Source organism: Longibaculum muris (assembly GCF_004343035.1).
Classification (GTDB): Bacteria; Bacillota_I; Bacilli_A; order Erysipelotrichales; family Coprobacillaceae; genus Longibaculum; species Longibaculum muris.
On record NZ_SMCQ01000003.1, the window covers coordinates 42,783 to 59,750 of the forward strand.

Below are 16,968 nucleotides of genomic sequence, written 5' to 3' on the forward strand. Positions count from 1 at the left end.
AATATTTCTATTTTACTCATCATAAGGAACATATTCAACTGTTTCACTATCAAAATGAATGAAGATTTGATAGGCTTTATTCTTTTCATCTGTATCCCATAATTCAACAAATGTTGGTTTAACTTCTACTAAAATCTCATCTTCTTCATGACTATAAGCATTATAACTTCCCCATAAATACTTTTGATAAAGTTTTTCAAATTGACGACCAGGTTCATCAATAACCAAGCCTTTAATTGTTGCAAGACCCTCCACTTGAATCCCACCAACACATAAAGCAACATGAGGATTTTCATAAAGTTGTTTTGTCTTTCTAAAATTCTTATCTGTCTTAAAATAAATAGCCTCATTATAAATTAAACAACTTACATTTCTCACCATCACATAATCATTAACACTTGAAGCCAATGCCATAATCTTAGATGGTGCTAATTTTTGAAATAATAAATCTTTTGCTTCTTGAAATTCCATTTTCTTTTCCTCCTAGATAATTCCCTGCATTGCTAAAATAATACATAAACTTGTTATAATGATAAAAAAACCAACAATAATTAAATATGAGTTCTTTTGATATGCCTGATCATCATGTCTTTCAACCAAGTTTGTACTTCTTAAAATAGTCACAATACTCTTATAAAGAAATAAAGTCACCCCAGCATTCAATCCTGCTTTTAAAAGATTAAAAGGAATAATTCCTGGAAGCAATAAAGCAACAACGGCTTCCCTTGGCATACCATAATAAATTGGTGTGACAATATAATTCCAAAATACCATAGCAATCGTCATACAAATAACACCAGCACCCAAAGCCAACATTGCCCCTTGTTTTGTATGTTTCTTTTTGTAAATAGCCGCTGCTACACAGGCAAATGAACAAGTTGCAATGACATCCATTAAAACATCAAGAACAGTTCCACCTTTAATCATAATTTCAATGATTGAACAAATGGCACTCATCATAAATGAAGCAAATGGACCATAGATAAATCCCCCAATCACAATGATAATGTCCTTGGGATCATAGGTTAACCAAGGAACGGCTGGAACAAGTGGAAAAATGGCTAATAAATTAATCACAATAGCAAAAGCACATAAAATTCCAAGTGTTGTCATTTCTTTAACTTTCATGTTTTTCATACTCTGTCTCCTTCTTTCTAAAAAAAATAACCTATACAAAAAATTGTCTAGGTGTGCACAGATTATGTCTTTTCTCATCCGGACTATACCGTCGGTTCTGGAATTACACCAGATCAGCCGCAATTGCGGGTCATGGACTTTTACCATCGGTAGGGACTTACACCCTGCCACAAAGACGCTATTTAATTGTGAAACAGGTCAATGATAAACACTATCTGCACTATTATCATATACCTTTTCTATCATTTTGTAAATTTATATGTTAAAATTTGTGAAAAGGAGTGAGTTTTATGAGTGAAATCCATAATATTACACCAGTTTATAATCAAGACTCTCGTATTTTAATTTTAGGATCATTTCCTTCAGTTAAGTCACGACAAGCACAATTTTTCTATCACCACCCACAAAATCGTTTTTGGCGCGTTTTAGAGAATTTATATCAAGTAGAAAGACTAGAAACAATTGAAGATAAAAAAGCTTTTTTATTAGAACATCATATTGCTTTATGGGATGTAATTGAAAGTTGTGAGATCAAAGGATCAAGTGATAGTAGTATTAAAGATGTGAAAATCAATGATATTCAAAAATTAATAAATGAAAGTCATATTCATAAAATTTATACAAATGGACAAAAAGCTCATCAGCTTTATCAAAAATATTGTCTAGAAATAACACAGCTAGAAGATATCTGCTTACCTTCTACTTCTCCAGCTAATGCGACATATTCTTTAGAAAAACTTTTACTTTCTTGGCAAATTGTATTACAATCATAGACATATATTGATTGTCTAAATGAGAAGGAGGTCAAAGATGAAAGAAAAATTCAAAGAAAAGAAACCGTATTATCTGATTATTGCAAGAAAGATTATTTTTTGGCTTGTCATGCTTATGTTATTGATTGCTGTTTTCTTGTTATTGACAAGAAAGAATGCAAATAAAGGGCGATTAATTTTTACAATGGTACAATTAATTGCAATGTTATTTGTTTTACGTATTCCAAAGTTTATTCAAGATAAATATCATTTTACCATTCCTAATCTTTTAGACTTTGTCTTAATTACTTTTGCTTTTAGTGGTTTTATTTTAGGTGATGTTTTAAATTTTTATGGGAAGATTCCTTATTGGGATTCAATCTTGCATACTTTCTCTGGAATTGTCATTGCCTATGTTGGATTTATTGTGATTGAGTATTTAGATAAAGAATACACTATTCCCTTATCTGTCTCACCTTTATTTATGAGTGTTATTGTTGTGAGTGTAGCTTTAGCTATAGGGGCTGTCTGGGAAATTGGTGAATATACGGTTGATGATATTTTCCATACCAATAATCAGCAATATATGCAATCAACCCGTGCAACACTCTATGATGAAGATGATATACCTTTACAGGGGCATGCCGCTTTAGATGACACTATGAAGGATTTGATGTTGGATTTAGCCGGTGCTATCGTTGTAGCAACTATAGAATATAAAAAAATTGAAAGAAAACAAAAGAAGGCACTACTTAATAAGTAGTGTCTTCATCATTTCTAGGCATTGGTCCTGGAAACGGTGGTCTAGGCCCTGGTCCTGGGGGACGTGGTGGTCCCGGTGGGAATGGTGGTCTAGGCCCTGGCCCTGGAAATGGCGGACGTGGTGGTCCTGGTGGAAATGGCGGTCTAGGTCCCAGTCCTGGAAATGGAGGACGTGGTGGGAATGGTGGGAAGAAAAACCACCAAAACCAAGGTGGGACGATAATCCCTTGCCTTTCCATAGAATTCATTGGCTGATACATATCTTCTTCATAGGGTTCCATTCATTTATTCACCTCAAGATAAGATATGTTATGATTATATTTTGGTATGGGCGAAAAAAGGGATTTTTAAAAATCCCTTGATTAATTTCTCTTTTCTAAAGTGAACCCTTTTCCCCCAACTTCATCAACATGTGAAACAATCATAAAAGCTAAAGGATCAATTTGATTAATCATTTCTTTAATAACTGGTAATTTACGATAAGGTAAAATTGATAAAACAATTTTAGAAGATTCTTTTGTATAGCCTTTCTCACTTGCCAAGAGTGTAACACCTGCATCATGAGTATGTAAAATCATATTTTTGATTTCTTCATAATGATCACTCATAACAACAAGCTGCATTAAACTTGTTCCTGATGATAGTGTTTTATTTAACATAACAGCAGTAATCATAACAGTAACAATTCCATAAATCACATGTGTTGGATCATTAAATGAAATTTGTAAAACCAAAACACTTAAATCAATACAATTCAATACAATATGAACAGGTAATCCAAACTTTTTATTCAATAAAATAGCTAAAATATCAACTCCACCAGTAGAAGCATTAGCTTTTAAAACAAAACCAATTCCTACTCCAATTAAACATCCTGCAATAATACAAGCAAGCAAAGGATCATTTAAATAATGATGGAACATACTTTGACTTTCAAAAAATTGTAAAACCATTGGAAATAAGAATGTAGAAACCAATGTTGTCATGGCAAAGACTTTTCCCAAGAAAAGAAGTCCTAGTAAAAAAAGAACAACATTAATCAAACCAACACTCATTGAAATAGATAAACCAAAATAATGATTTAAAACAATCCCAATTCCAGAAACCCCTCCAGCAATAATATGATTTTCTAATAATAATGTACTTAAAGCAAAAGCAATTAAGATATTTCCCACTACAATATAAACCAAATGTAATAATTTTTGTTTCATATGCCTCACCTCGGTCAAGACTTTATCATATCTTCTTTTTTAAGATTGTAATCTATGTTACAATTAAAGCAGAAAGTGGTGAATTTATGAAAATTAAAGAGAATTTATTTCATTATTTTGAACAAGCAGGTACAAAAGTCATATATCATCCTCATGATATCATTTATATGCAAGAAGATGATGCAAACAGTCTCTATCTTATTTTAAGAGGACGAGTCAGAGTTTATGTGATGACATCCAGTGGTGAGGAAGTGACTTTAGAAATCATTGATAGAGGTCGTATTTTTGGTGAATCTTCATTTATTCAAAACTCATCACGACCAACAAGTGTAGAAGCAATTAATGAAGTTGAATTAATTGCTTGTCATCTCAATGACTTATTTCCATATCTTAAAGAATCCAATGAATTAACAATTTCATTATTACAAATGATGTCACAAACATGTGATTATCTTTCAGCTATGGTTAAACGTGCTTACACTTATAATCGTTATGAAAAAGTTGCCTCTTTTCTTTTAGAACAAGAACAACAAATCAATCATACAATTCCTTATACCCATGAAGAATTAGCTTCTCTACTAGGATTATCTAGAGTTACAGTGACAAAAGTTCTTAATGAATTTGCCAAAAAAGGATATATTAAAATAGCCTATAAAAAAATTTCAATTATCAACAAAAAAGGATTGGCCTCACTTTTAAATAAGTAAGCTAATCCTTTACTATAATAAAAAAAGGAGAGTAGATATTATAGCCATACCTACTCATTGCGGTTTGCACGCCCATACGGTTAATATGAACAATATATATTCTAATGATTTTTTGTCATTTGTCAATATATTTTTTACTTTTTCTTCTTTTTTTCTTTCAATACCGTCAATAACAACCAAATTCCTAGTCCAACAGCTGTCATATAACCAATAAAACCAAGCGCTGGAATCCCAAAAACTTTAGGTGTCATCTGGGTTGTACATAACAAACTACTTGCCATTAATAATCCTGCACTTACAATTCCAACAACCAATTTATTAACCATATGATTAATTGAGATAAGTGGTACACTTGATTCTACAATATCTAAATTAATCTTTAAACGTCCTTTCATCATCATCCTCATAATATCGGATAATTGAATAGGTAATTCTAAAAAATTTTGACTAGAATTATAAAGCTTTTGCACTGAGTTCGTTAACTCTTTTTTTAAATCAAAATGATTAGCCATATGATTTGTAACATGATTAGCTGCTATTTCAATAATACTAATATGTGGATCTATCAACATGACAGTACTTTCAATTGTCACTAATCCACGGGCTAACATACTAACCCCTTTAGGCATAGAAATACGATGCTTATGAGCAATTGTAAAGATTTCTTGAACCACATCACCTAAGTTAATATCTTTTAAATCAGCACTCACATAATGACTCATGAACGTTTCAATATGATCATAAAATAACGTATAATTAATACGCCCATCATGTTCACCTAGAGTCAAAATAACATCGACCAACTTTTGTGTATCATTCTTTCCAATCGCCATAACTGCAGTTTTCATTAAGTCCTTGTCATTATGACTTAAAATTCCCATCATCCCAAAATCAATCCAAATAATCTTTCCATCTCTTATTCTTAAATTCCCTGGATGAGGATCAGCATGAAAGAAACCATCATCAACAATTTGCTTAATATAATTTTCTGCTAACTTAGCAGCAATTTCTTCAACATCATAACCATTTTCTTTCAGTTTGATAAGATTATCAATATCAAAACCGTCAATATACTCCATAACCAAAACCTTGTGTGTACTAAAAGCCATTTCTATAACTGGTGCCCCAATATAACAAATATCTGCATTAAGTTTTGCAAACTTTCTTGCAAATTGTGCTTCATTGAGAAAATCCATTTCTTCTTTGGCAGTATGCCAAAATTCATCTAAAACTATATTCAAATCAACAACACTGCCTAAAACTTCATTTAACTTCAACAACTTAATAGCTTTTCTCACAAGGGCAATATCTCTTTCCATCATCTCATAAATATGCGGACGCTGAACTTTCACAACAATATCTCTACCATCTTCTTTTAATCTTGCCTTATGAACCTGAGCAATCGAAGCACTTCCTAAAGGTTTCTCATCAAAATCCTCAAAAACATCAGATAATTTTTTTCCATACTCATCTTCAATAACTTCTCTTACTGTTTCAATATCCATTGCAGCAACATTATCTCTTAATTTAACCAATTCAAGACAATAACGTTGTGAAAACATATCTTGGCGTGAAGCCATAATTTGACCAATCTTAACAAATGTTGGTCCTAAATCTTCTAAAATCATTCTAAACTTAACAGGATCTATTCCTTTGGCTAAATGATGTTTCTTTAATATTGTAATAATTTGAACAAGCCTTCTTTGACTACTTAAAGTTTTTTGATTATTCTGACTCATTCTTAATATTTTGTAATTCTTCAATCTTAGCTTTTAGTTTTTCTAAATCTTCTACATCCATTTTTTCAAGATCTTTACTAATTGTTTCCGTACTTACTGGTTCTCTTAATTTTTCTGCCACATTATGTTTCAATTCTTCATTCAAAACTTTTCCTTGTTCTACAGTCAATTCACCTTTTTTAACCAACTGATCAACAACATCTTTAGATTTTTCAGCTGTCACTGCAACTGCACCAAGTCCAGCTAACACAAGCTTTCTTAAATCTTCACCAAAATTATTCATAATAACATCTCCTTGTCTTTTCATCTTAATTCTATTTTACTACTTTTTTATAAAAATGTGTAGTTTTTAAGTTTTATCCTCAAAAGTCATATTATAGTGATGAAATGAATCAGCTATGTTATAATGAACTTAGTCAAGGAGTGATAAAAATGAATCAAAAATTTGATCAAATTTTACAAAGAAGAAACAATGGATCAATGAAATGGGAAGATGCTTATATTCAAAAAAGATTTCAAATAGAAGTAAATCACGATACTGAAATATTCCCATTATTTATAGCTGATATGGATTATGCACTTGATGAGAAAATAAAAAAAGAGATGTTAAAGTTATATGCCCAGCCAGACCTAGGTTATTTTCACATTCAAGATTCTTTTTATGAAAGTATTGTGAATTGGTATGACCATATTCATCATATAACAATTTCTAAAGATTGGATTATTCCTTCAATTGGTACAATTACATCATTAAACTTAGCTTGTGATATGCTAGCTAGAGATCAAGAAATTATCATTATGCCACCTGTTTATGGACCATTTCAAAATTGTAGTCGTGTTGGAAAAACGATTTCTTTACCTTTAATTTATCAAAATAATCGTTATTATATTGATTTTGAAAATCTTGAACAGATTTTAAAAACACATCATGTTCGTGTTTTGATGTTATGTCATCCTCATAATCCTGGTGGCAGAATGTGGAGTCAAGATGAATTACAACAACTTGTTGATTTGTGTAAACTTTATCAGGTGATTATTTTAGTAGATGAAATTCATAGTGATTTTAATTTAACAAATCAAGATTTTATATCAATGATTGAATTCAGTCATCAATATGATCAGATCATGGTTTCAGCTTCTCCTAATAAAACTTTTAATATATCAGGGTTATCAACTTCCTATATGTTATGTGCAAGCCCTATTTTAAAGCAACAATATATTGATTATTTAAACCATCTTCATATTGGCTGTAATCGTGTAGGAATATCTATGATTGAGTTGGTTTATACATATGGTGAAGAATGGTATCATGAATTAATTGATTATATTAGAATTAATGTTAATATGGTAATTAAAACATTAGAACAAGCGGAATTAAAAGTTATGGAACCTGATTGTGGTTATCTTGTTTGGGTCTATCTCCCACACATTGAAAATGTTGACCAATTTGTATTAGACTTAGCAAAAGAAACTCATGTTTTAGTAGAAACAGGTTCGCGATTCTTAAGTCACTATGATGGTTTTATTCGTATTAATACAGCAACAAGCTATGCTTTATTAAGTGAATCAATGAAGCGATTAGTAGAATTTTATAAGAATTATACAAAGAAGATTGATGATTAAATCAATCTTTTATTTTATACAAAAAAGACTTGGCATTTAACCAAGTCTTTACAAATATGAAACTATTTTTTAATTATTAAGCCTTACGAGCTTTTCTTTTTTTAGATACCACAACAATAGCCAATAATGCTATACATCCTGCAACTAAATAATAATTCATGTTTGTTGTATCTTCAGTTACAACAACAGATTGATCAGGTGTACCAGGTGTAACATCAACTGAAGGAGTATCAGGATTTGTTGGTTCATCTGGTTTGACATTAATATCTGGTTTGTCAGGAGTATCTGGATTATCAGGTGTATCAGGATTATCTGGTGTATCAGCTTTTTCAACCTTAACAATACGAGTTAATGTTGTCTTTGTACCGTATTTATCAACAACTTGATAAACAACTTCATATTCTCCAACTTCATCTACATTAACATTATTAGAAATCACTTCAGCTTTAGAAGTAATATCTTTACCATCTACATCTAAAATACGTACATTTTCAAATGGATCAAATTCATCTCCCACTTTCATTGGATCATTTGAATATTCAATTGTAGCTGGTGAAACAACTGTAATTGTAAATGTTTTTTCACTCTTATTACCTTCTACATCATATGCAGTCACAACAACTTTGTATTCTCCAACTTTATGAGAATCAAATGTTGTTTCAATATTAACAAGTTCACTGTTGATATCAATTGTTCCATCAACATTATCTTCAATTGCTAGAGCAATTGCATCAGTAGCTGAAATATCACTTCCTGCATAAACAATAACATCTTTACCAGTAATAACTGGTGCTTCTTTATCAATATCCTTAACATAATCTAATGTAAATGAACGATAGTTAAATCCATCACCATCATCATATACACGTAAAATTTGTTGACCAGCCAATAGTTTAACCATTGTTGATTCACTATCTACAAATTTACCCCAGTCTCCAGTATTTGCAATACTTACAATTCCTAGGTCTGTCACTTTATCAGTGACTTGTTGTAAAATAGCGTTAACGCTTGTTGAACTACTACGTGCGGCCTTAATACTAAAGTTATAATATCCATCTTCTTTAACATCTACTAAGTAATCTTGATAAGATCCTGCTTCAGAGCATCCAATATTTGAAATCTTATCCTTTACTTCAATACCCCAACCTTTTGTCTTAGATCCATCATATAATTGATCTACAGAGATTGTTGTCTTTTTATTGATTTCAGTAGGTGCTTTTGTAGCGGCAATTTTAATGTTTTCAATCTTGAATCCATCACTATAGTTATTCATTTCAAAACGTAAAGTTTGTTGACCTGCTTTTAAAGTTAATGTTTGTACATAACCTAAAGCATTACCCCAGAACTTATTAAATGAAACACTACCAATATTATCGGTTGCTAAAAGAGCTCCACCACTTAGTTTTAATCCATTAACTACAGCTTCACTATTTGCAACTGAATAAGAAATTGTATATTGTCCAGCTTCTTTCACATCTAAGAAAAAATCAACATAATTTCCTTTCGCTGGATTTTTAGCAAGACTTCCTTTTTGACGATATGCTAAGTTTTCAGCTAATGAAACTGAATTAATTGGTCCAACTTCAATTGCTGTTGGTAATTGATCAGTTGCTTTAAATGTTATTTCTTTTTCTAAACTTAAAGTTCCATCACTATAACCATCACTTGTTATACTGATTGTTCCTTTATAATGATCATACATTGGTTTCCATACAAGTTGAACTTCTAATTCTGTATGAGAAATTTGCTTTACTTCTTTAATACTTACATATTGAGCAGCATCACCTGTTAATGTTAAATGTTTTGCAACATCATCTTTAAATGTACCACCCTTAATTGTTAAATTTAATGTTTCGCTATTAAATTCAACTTCATCTAATGCAACAAGAACTTCTTCATCATCAACAGCCTTAATATTAACATATTGAACTAATGAAGTTCCTTCTAATCCATTAAATTCTTTTGCATCTACATTTAATAATACTTTTAAATCAGTATCAAAGTCTTGAATTGCTTCACCAGTTAAAATAATCTTAACTGTTGAATCATTGACTCTTTCTAATTTGAAATCTAAACCATCTGGCAAATCAAGTGACCAGTTTTCTTTAGTAAGGTTTGCATTAAATGATGCACCACTTAATTTAACAATCAATTCTTTATTATTCAATGCACCTTCTTTTAATTCTTCATAATCTAATGAGATTGCTTGTCCAATAACAACATTTCTAAAGTTAGTATCACCAGATTTGAACTTAATACGAATCGTATATTCTCCAGCTTCTAAATCAAAAGCTTTTGTATTATGTGCATAAGTATCAGTATCTTTTGTATTTTCAAAGTTAATTTCACCTAAATACTTATTCTTGCTACCATCAGGATTTAAAAGATCAATCCAAGCCCCAGCTTTATCATCTTTTGTAGCAATTTCAAAATCAAAATTGTATTTTCCAGATTTTTGAACATTAATCTTATAATCTAAATAATAATCTAACTGAGAGAATCCGAAATTAGGAATTTTTCCTTCTTCTAAAACCATACCATTTTTATCAAAATAATTTGTAGTATCTAATTTTCCAGGAATAGATTGTACTGCATCAGCAAGGGTAAATTGAACTTTCTTAAAGTTCATACCAGCTTCAGGGAAAGTAATCGAAATATTTTGGAGTCCTGGTTCTTCTAAAGTGATATATGTTTGAATTTTTGAATACTTACTCCATTCTCCTCCCCATAACCAATAACGACGAGTATGTGCAGTTCCCAAAACCTTATCATCTTTTGAAATAACGACTGGGAAATTCTTTCCTTCCTCACCACCAACCGCAACATCTAATTCTACCTTATAAGTACCAGGTTGTTTGACATTAACTGTGTAATTTAATTTTGTAGTTGAATCAATATAACCTAATTCACCATTTTCAATTTTTCCGCTTCCTTCAAGGAGAGCATCATCCAATGTTAAATCATCAGTAATATTTTTATAACTTCCACCATCAACTGGATTCCAAATATAAGTTGCAACATTTCCAGCAGGTAAAGTGGCATTAAATTGTGTTCCATTATTAACAACTTTAAATTCTTGCTTACTTCCTGTTGAGTTAGCAACAACCATAACAATCTTACCAGTTTCTGGATCTTTGAATGCAACATTTGTAACTGATGAAGTACTTCCGCTACTTGAAGCAATACGAACAAATCCAGGACGAACATATTTTGTTAATTGTCCAATTAAATAAACTTCTGGTGTTGCCCAGTATTTATTACGATTATATGCATCTTGGACAAATAATGTTGGATCTGGTGTACCTACCCATTGATGTGGAGCAATTTTACTATCAAGCATTGTTACCCATGCATTATAGCTTTCAGAACCATTTCTAAACCAGCTAATAATATCGCTGACTCCACTTGCACCCCAAACTGAACGTTCAGTTAAATGCATTGTATAATCTTCTTTATATTGATCATATAAAGATCCCATTGTTGAAGGACTTCCACCATATGGATGGAAAGCAATACCATCAACATTTTCACGTCCATCAGCTGTTGCAAATAAATCTGCAACATAAGCTTGAGCACCATCAAAGTTATGATCAAATGCCCATACTTTCACATCTTTTTCTTGATCATTTAAAACTTTACTTTTTGCAAGTTCTTGTTTAATTGCTTTGGCAAGTTTCGCTTCTTGACCACCTGTAATATAACAGCTTGGATAATCAATTTCTAATAAAGGTTCATTTTGTAATGTCATTGCATAAATAGGAATACCTGCTTTTTGATATTCTTCGATGAAACGAACATAATATTTACCTAATTCATCGATATATACATCATTAAGTTTTCCACCCTTTAATAACAATTCATTATTTTTATATGATTGACTTGAAGATGTAGCAACTTTCATCCATCCTGGAGGTGTCCATGATGAAGCAAAGAATTTAAGATCTTTTTCTACACCACATTCTTTAGCGATTTCTTGAATTTCTTTAATGACAGAAATAATACCATATTGTTTATCTTTTTCGATACTAAATCCATGTCCTGTCTTATTTTCCCAGTCAGGTTGACCATCTAATTCTTTACCTGTTCCATCATAATATGTATAGAATGGACGACCAGTAAAGTCAGCAGTACCAATTGTCAATCTGAATAATGTATTTCCCATACCATTAACTGGATCAACTAATCGTTTAATAAATTTACGTCTTGAAGCATCATCCATTTTCATTAAGTTATTAACAGTTGATTCTTCTACTGAAGTTCCCATACCTAATACTGATTGATATGTTTTATCTTCATCAACAGTAATTGTTGTCATTTTTAAATCATCAGCATTACGAATATCTAATGCTGCTTTTTCAGTATTACGATTTGTTATTTCTTGATTTCCAGCATACCAAGTCATACTACCAGAATTATCTGATGATGACATTGTCACTTTAACAGCATCTTCTTTAATCATTGCCCCTGATCCTTCATTAGGTACATCAGGTTTGATTTCTGGTTCTTGATATTCATCATCGAATTCAATAAATTTAAAGTAATCAATATTTAAATCTTTTGTTTGAGAAACAAATTTAATAATATGTTTTCCATCAGGCAATGAAATTTTATCATTCATTTCTTGTTCTTTAAAACTTGCCCATCCACCAGTATTTAGTGCTGGCGTAGATGTACTATAATATAAAACATTATCAACATAAACATCAAATGCTGCTTTCACACCATCATTTTGAGTTGCAGCTGCAACATTTAAAGTATAACGAGCTTTTTTAGGAACGATGACATTATAACTAATATCATAACCATTCCAGAAATAACCAATAGATGTATTGTTATTTTCTAAGACAATTTTACTATGTTTTGAATAGAAATCTTCTGCTTGAACAATTCCGCCTGTTTTTGATAAATCAATAACTGAAGGATCATTAGGTTTAGGATTAGTAATTGCAGTTGTCTGATTTTTTGTTAATCCTCTACCATATTCAAACATGACTTTTGTTTCATCTGTTAATTTCTTTTCAATATCTTGTGCATACCAAGGCCAAGTCATTGTTAAATGACCAGTAAAATCATAATCTCCTAATAATACATCAGCAACCCCAGCCCCTTCAGTTCCAGGGAAACCAGCCATGACAATTGCATCTAAATCATCAACTTGATCAACAATTGTAATAGGACGTCCAGTAACCAATACAGCAATAATAGGTAAATCTGGATGTTGTTGCTTAATTCTATTAATAGCTTTAATATCATCAGCATCAATAGTTAAATCTCTAGCTGATCTATCTCCATTGCTTTCAGCATATGGTCTTTCTCCTACCACAACAATTGCAGCTTCATAATCATCTTCTTCAAAATAACCATTAGCATTATAGTCGATTGTTTTGTCTTTACCAGCTAATTCACGTAATCCAGAATAAATTGTTGTTCCTTTAGTAATTTTACCTTTAGAACCTTGCCAAGAAATTGTCCAACCACCACATTGTAAACCAATATCATCTCCAGTTTCTCCAGCTACGATAATCTTTTTCATGTTTTTCAAATCAGCCATTAAAGTTGATCCGTTTTGTGTTTCACTGTTTTTTAAAAGTGTCAAAGATTTTCTTACTGCTTCACGAGCAATTTGACGATGTTCATCACTACCAAACTGTGCAAGTAATTCTTGATCAGCATAAGCTAATTTCACATCATCTAGTAGCCCTAATTCGCATTTTACTGTTAAAATACGTCTGACTGCATCATCAATACGTTCCAATGAAATTTTCTTTTCTTCTACTGATTTCATAATGTTATCTCTTGCAAGAAGCCATTTTGGAGTATTACCTTCATTACCATCAATCATTAACATATCCATTCCTGCATTGATAGTTTTTTCAATTTTTTCTTTATAAGTACTTCCACTTACTTGATCTGTACCATTGTAATCAGTAATAACAATACCTTTAAAACCTAAATCTCCCTTTAAGATATCTGTTATTAAATTTTTATTTTCATGGCACTTTACTCCATCAATACTACTGTAAGTGACCATTACACTCTTAACTCCACTTGCAATAGCTTTACGATATGGAATTAGTAATTCCTCTAATTCTTTCTCAAATAGCTTTCCATCAATATCACCTTGATTGATACCATTTTTTGCAATACCTTCACCAATATAATGTTTTGCTGTTGCAATCGCATATTGTGAAGATAAATCACCTTGCATTCCTTCGATTAAGGCCGCACCTAATTTTGATGAAATTTCAGATGTTTCACTGAAACATTCATAAGTACGTCCCCATCTTTCATTTTGAGGCAATCCAAGCGTTGGGGTAAATGCCCAGTTTGCTCCAATTGCTCTCACTTCTTGGGCTGTTGCTTTCCCAATTCTTTTCATAAGTTCAGCATCATTTGCTTGACCTAAACCTATGTTGTGTGGATAAACAGTTGCATCTTCAACATTGTTATTTCCATGCACCGCATCTACACCATACAACAAAGGAATACCAAATCCATCAATGGCAGCTTTTTGAAATTCATCTAGTCTATCTGCCCAATCCTTTGCAGTATTTCCAGTTGAGGGACCTGCCCCTCCACCACTCAAAATTGAACCAATGAAGTATTTTTTAACTTGTTCAGGTGTAATACTTCTGGTATCAGGTTGCAACATTTGTCCAACCTTTTGTTCTAATGTCATAGTTGACATTAGAGATGTAACTTTCTTTTCTACATCGTTACTAGCACTTACTGGCGTCATCGCTGTAGACAATGCCATAAATGCTGATAACATACCAACAATTAACTTCTTCATAACATTCCCTTTCCTCATTATTTTTTTGACACTTTGACATTTTTAAAACAGTTGACAATTCTTTGGTACGAATTTATTATATACCATTGACTTTTGTGTGTAAAGCGTTTTCACAAATTAATTCCTATATATACAATTTGTACCAATGTTTTGATTTTTTTAAAAATATATGTTATTATAAGCAATAAAGGAAGTGTAATTATGACAAAATATGAAACTGTTGCTAATAGTTTAGCTGATAGAATAAATAATCATGAATTTAATGAAACTAAAAAAATCCCTACTGAAGATCAATTGATGGAAGAATACAATGTTAGTAGAAATACTGTAAGAAATGCAATTAAAATTTTAACAAAATTAGGTTTACTCTATCCTGTACAAGGAAGTGGTATGTTTATTAGAGAATCTCGTAAATGTGATACAGTTTTTCTCAGTGGAACAAGAGGAATTACTAAAGATCATCCTGGTAATAAACTCACGAATAAATGTTTAAGTGTAGAAATTGTTGAAGCTGATGATAATTTAGCTCAAATTATGTTATGTGAAATCGGAACACCTATCTATTATATTGAAAGACTTCGTATTGTGGATGATATTCCTTATGCAATTGAATATACTTATTATAATAAAAATATTATTCCTTATCTTGATAAAGAAATTATTGAATCTTCTATTTTTAGATATATTAAAGAAGATTTAAAAATACCTTTTGGTTTTTCTGATAAATATATTAGTGCCAGAAAATTAACTGATCAAGAAAGTCAATTATTAGAATTAGAAAAAAATGATCCCGCTATCATTATTGAAGACGATATTTATTTAACAAATGGAACATTGTTTAATTCATCTCAAATTGTTTATAATTATAAACTTGCTCATTTCTTTATGACTGTAGAATAAAAGATAGAAAAATTCTATCTTTTTTATATTTCTATACTCTCCAAATCATCAGGAATGAATAAATTCCCTTGATAATACTGTAGACCTTCTTCACTATATAATCTTTTACGTTCATGAATATGTTGATCTTCACTATGATATAACACTAAGTTTTTAACCTTTAATTGTTCAGCTAAAAGACAAGCATCTTTAACTGTAGAATGGTGTTTTTCATAAGGTTTATAAATATCTGCTTCACTATATAAACAAAAAGCTTCATGAAGTAACCATTGACTTTCTTTAACATATTCCTGATTACATTCATTATATGGTTCATCTCCACAACAAGTTAACTTTTCCTGATCATTAAGTTGCATTGTAAAACCATATTGTTTTGCTTTCGTTGAATGAATATCAAAGAATGTCACTTCATGATTAAGAATCTTTTTCTTTTCTCCATCACCAATAACAACCAAATGCAATCTATCCCCAATAAATCTTGTTTCCTTTTCTTGAAGAACCATATGTGCAACATCATGAATAATCTGAATCACTTCATCATGTCCATAAATATAAACTTCACCCTCATATTTATTTTGATTCATTGCTTGGGTAATCAAACGAACCATCCAAAAAATACCCGTAATATGATCCAAATGTTTATGTGTAACAAAGATTGTTTTAATATCCTGCCATTTGATATGAGCACGTTCAAGTTGAGTAAGCAAGGTACTTCCCCCACCACCATCAACTAAAAAATATTCGTGATTTTCACTCAATACAAAACAAGTATTGTAACATTTTGTAACAACCGCATGTCCAGTTCCTAACATTGTTAATTTCATTTTCTCACGCCTCAAATCTAGCTTCATATAAATAACATCATCCATTGGATTTTCATAATAGGCTTCAATTTCTTTAAAGCCATATTTCTTATACAAATGAATTGCACTTTTTAATGGTTCTATTGTATCTAAAACCATTTCCTTATATCCTGCCTGTTTTGCTTCTTTAATAATTTCTTCAACCAAAAGTTGACCAATATGATAACTTCTCGATTCTGGTAAAACATATAATCTTTTCATCTCACATATTTCATCTTTAAATTGATGAAAAGCTACACAACCAACAACTTTTTGATTCATTAATGCAACCAAAAGTTTTCCTTGAGGTTCTTGATATTTCGTCTGTAAATGATTTAATTCTTCATCAATATTTTGAAAATCTAAATTTCTATCTAATTCCTTATAATAAGCTTCAATTAATTTTTTGACATCCTCAATGTATGTATATCCGTTAACAATTTCAATCATATAAATTCCCCCGATTTCTGTTATATATATTTTATAACAGCTATTCTTGAAA

General features: G+C 31.0%; 13 protein-coding genes and 1 riboswitch. Of the genes, 5 read left to right on the top strand and 8 right to left on the bottom strand.

Features of this window, described 5'->3' with window-relative positions:
- Nucleotides 1–12 precede the first annotated feature (12 nt).
- Together EDD60_RS03555 and EDD60_RS03560 are read right to left on the bottom strand one after the other, a co-directional pair.
- A complete protein-coding gene (locus EDD60_RS03555) occupies nucleotides 13–471 on the bottom strand; it encodes a pyridoxamine 5'-phosphate oxidase family protein (protein WP_066448851.1) in 459 nt (152 codons plus the stop codon).
- 12 nt (nucleotides 472–483) lie between these two features.
- Nucleotides 484–1,137, bottom strand: coding sequence for an ECF transporter S component (locus EDD60_RS03560; protein WP_132226217.1), 654 nt, complete (start codon nucleotides 1,135–1,137; stop codon nucleotides 484–486).
- A gap of 62 nt (nucleotides 1,138–1,199) precedes the next feature.
- Nucleotides 1,200–1,318: riboswitch (FMN riboswitch) on the bottom strand.
- Between the two features lie 109 nt (nucleotides 1,319–1,427).
- On the opposite strand from EDD60_RS03560, the gene EDD60_RS03565 reads away from it, so the two are divergent.
- Together EDD60_RS03565 and EDD60_RS03570 are read left to right on the top strand one after the other, a co-directional pair.
- Nucleotides 1,428–1,910, top strand: a complete 483-nt coding sequence (locus EDD60_RS03565) for a DNA-deoxyinosine glycosylase (RefSeq protein ID WP_066448858.1) — start codon at nucleotides 1,428–1,430, stop codon at nucleotides 1,908–1,910.
- A 37-nt stretch (nucleotides 1,911–1,947) separates the two neighbouring features.
- The gene (locus tag EDD60_RS03570; RefSeq protein WP_066448861.1) at nucleotides 1,948–2,652 is read left to right on the top strand and encodes a hypothetical protein; all 705 of its coding nucleotides are present in this window, start codon (nucleotides 1,948–1,950) and stop codon (nucleotides 2,650–2,652) included.
- Here EDD60_RS03570 and EDD60_RS03575 read toward each other — a convergent pair.
- Complete coding sequence (locus tag EDD60_RS03575; RefSeq protein ID WP_066448864.1) at nucleotides 2,642–2,932, bottom strand: hypothetical protein; 291 nt, start codon at nucleotides 2,930–2,932, stop codon at nucleotides 2,642–2,644. The genes EDD60_RS03570 and EDD60_RS03575 overlap by 11 nt on opposite strands.
- 81 nt (nucleotides 2,933–3,013) lie before the next feature.
- A complete protein-coding gene (locus tag EDD60_RS03580) occupies nucleotides 3,014–3,862 on the bottom strand; it encodes a YitT family protein (RefSeq protein ID WP_066448866.1) in 849 nt (282 codons plus the stop codon).
- Nucleotides 3,863–3,948: 86 nt separating this feature from the next.
- Here EDD60_RS03580 and EDD60_RS03585 point away from each other — a divergent pair, with 86 nt between their 5' ends.
- Nucleotides 3,949–4,569 (top strand): Crp/Fnr family transcriptional regulator, encoded by a 621-nt coding sequence (locus EDD60_RS03585; RefSeq protein ID WP_066448870.1) that lies wholly within the window; start codon nucleotides 3,949–3,951, stop codon nucleotides 4,567–4,569.
- Nucleotides 4,570–4,703: 134 nt separating this feature from the next.
- On the opposite strand, the gene EDD60_RS03590 is transcribed toward EDD60_RS03585, so the two are convergent.
- The gene (locus EDD60_RS03590; protein ID WP_066448872.1) at nucleotides 4,704–6,308 is read right to left on the bottom strand and encodes an ABC1 kinase family protein; all 1,605 of its coding nucleotides are present in this window, start codon (nucleotides 6,306–6,308) and stop codon (nucleotides 4,704–4,706) included.
- Complete coding sequence (locus EDD60_RS03595; RefSeq protein WP_066448874.1) at nucleotides 6,295–6,591, bottom strand: phasin family protein; 297 nt, start codon at nucleotides 6,589–6,591, stop codon at nucleotides 6,295–6,297. The genes EDD60_RS03590 and EDD60_RS03595 overlap by 14 nt, the downstream gene beginning before the upstream one ends.
- A 149-nt stretch (nucleotides 6,592–6,740) precedes the next feature.
- Here EDD60_RS03595 and EDD60_RS03600 point away from each other — a divergent pair, with 149 nt between their 5' ends.
- Nucleotides 6,741–7,931: a MalY/PatB family protein gene (locus EDD60_RS03600; RefSeq protein ID WP_066448876.1), complete on the top strand. Its 1,191-nt coding sequence runs from the start codon at nucleotides 6,741–6,743 to the stop codon at nucleotides 7,929–7,931.
- 76 nt (nucleotides 7,932–8,007) lie between these two features.
- Here the strand turns inward: EDD60_RS03600 and EDD60_RS03605 are convergent, their stop codons facing one another.
- Nucleotides 8,008–14,724: a glycoside hydrolase family 3 N-terminal domain-containing protein gene (locus EDD60_RS03605; protein WP_066448878.1), complete on the bottom strand. Its 6,717-nt coding sequence runs from the start codon at nucleotides 14,722–14,724 to the stop codon at nucleotides 8,008–8,010.
- A 201-nt stretch (nucleotides 14,725–14,925) separates the two neighbouring features.
- Here EDD60_RS03605 and EDD60_RS03610 point away from each other — a divergent pair, with 201 nt between their 5' ends.
- Nucleotides 14,926–15,624, top strand: coding sequence for a GntR family transcriptional regulator (locus tag EDD60_RS03610; protein ID WP_066448880.1), 699 nt, complete (start codon nucleotides 14,926–14,928; stop codon nucleotides 15,622–15,624).
- A gap of 23 nt (nucleotides 15,625–15,647) precedes the next feature.
- Here the strand turns inward: EDD60_RS03610 and EDD60_RS16325 are convergent, their stop codons facing one another.
- Entirely contained in the window at nucleotides 15,648–16,916 is a 1,269-nt protein-coding gene (locus tag EDD60_RS16325) for a GNAT family N-acetyltransferase (protein WP_082787408.1), read from the bottom strand.
- Nucleotides 16,917–16,968 lie beyond the last annotated feature (52 nt).

What these genes read in the sequence shown, in the direction of transcription:
- EDD60_RS03555 (WP_066448851.1), bottom strand. Translation starts at nt 471, where the DNA reads ATGGAATTTCAAGAAGCAAAAGATTTATTATTTCAAAAATTAGCACCA.
- EDD60_RS03560 (WP_132226217.1), bottom strand. Translation starts at nt 1,137, where the DNA reads ATGAAAAACATGAAAGTTAAAGAAATGACAACACTTGGAATTTTATGT.
- EDD60_RS03565 (WP_066448858.1), top strand. Translation starts at nt 1,428, where the DNA reads ATGAGTGAAATCCATAATATTACACCAGTTTATAATCAAGACTCTCGT.
- EDD60_RS03570 (WP_066448861.1), top strand. Translation starts at nt 1,948, where the DNA reads ATGAAAGAAAAATTCAAAGAAAAGAAACCGTATTATCTGATTATTGCA.
- EDD60_RS03575 (WP_066448864.1), bottom strand. Translation starts at nt 2,932, where the DNA reads ATGGAACCCTATGAAGAAGATATGTATCAGCCAATGAATTCTATGGAA.
- EDD60_RS03580 (WP_066448866.1), bottom strand. Translation starts at nt 3,862, where the DNA reads ATGAAACAAAAATTATTACATTTGGTTTATATTGTAGTGGGAAATATC.
- EDD60_RS03585 (WP_066448870.1), top strand. Translation starts at nt 3,949, where the DNA reads ATGAAAATTAAAGAGAATTTATTTCATTATTTTGAACAAGCAGGTACA.
- EDD60_RS03590 (WP_066448872.1), bottom strand. Translation starts at nt 6,308, where the DNA reads ATGAGTCAGAATAATCAAAAAACTTTAAGTAGTCAAAGAAGGCTTGTT.
- EDD60_RS03595 (WP_066448874.1), bottom strand. Translation starts at nt 6,591, where the DNA reads ATGAATAATTTTGGTGAAGATTTAAGAAAGCTTGTGTTAGCTGGACTT.
- EDD60_RS03600 (WP_066448876.1), top strand. Translation starts at nt 6,741, where the DNA reads ATGAATCAAAAATTTGATCAAATTTTACAAAGAAGAAACAATGGATCA.
- EDD60_RS03605 (WP_066448878.1), bottom strand. Translation starts at nt 14,724, where the DNA reads ATGAAGAAGTTAATTGTTGGTATGTTATCAGCATTTATGGCATTGTCT.
- EDD60_RS03610 (WP_066448880.1), top strand. Translation starts at nt 14,926, where the DNA reads ATGACAAAATATGAAACTGTTGCTAATAGTTTAGCTGATAGAATAAAT.
- EDD60_RS16325 (WP_082787408.1), bottom strand. Translation starts at nt 16,916, where the DNA reads ATGATTGAAATTGTTAACGGATATACATACATTGAGGATGTCAAAAAA.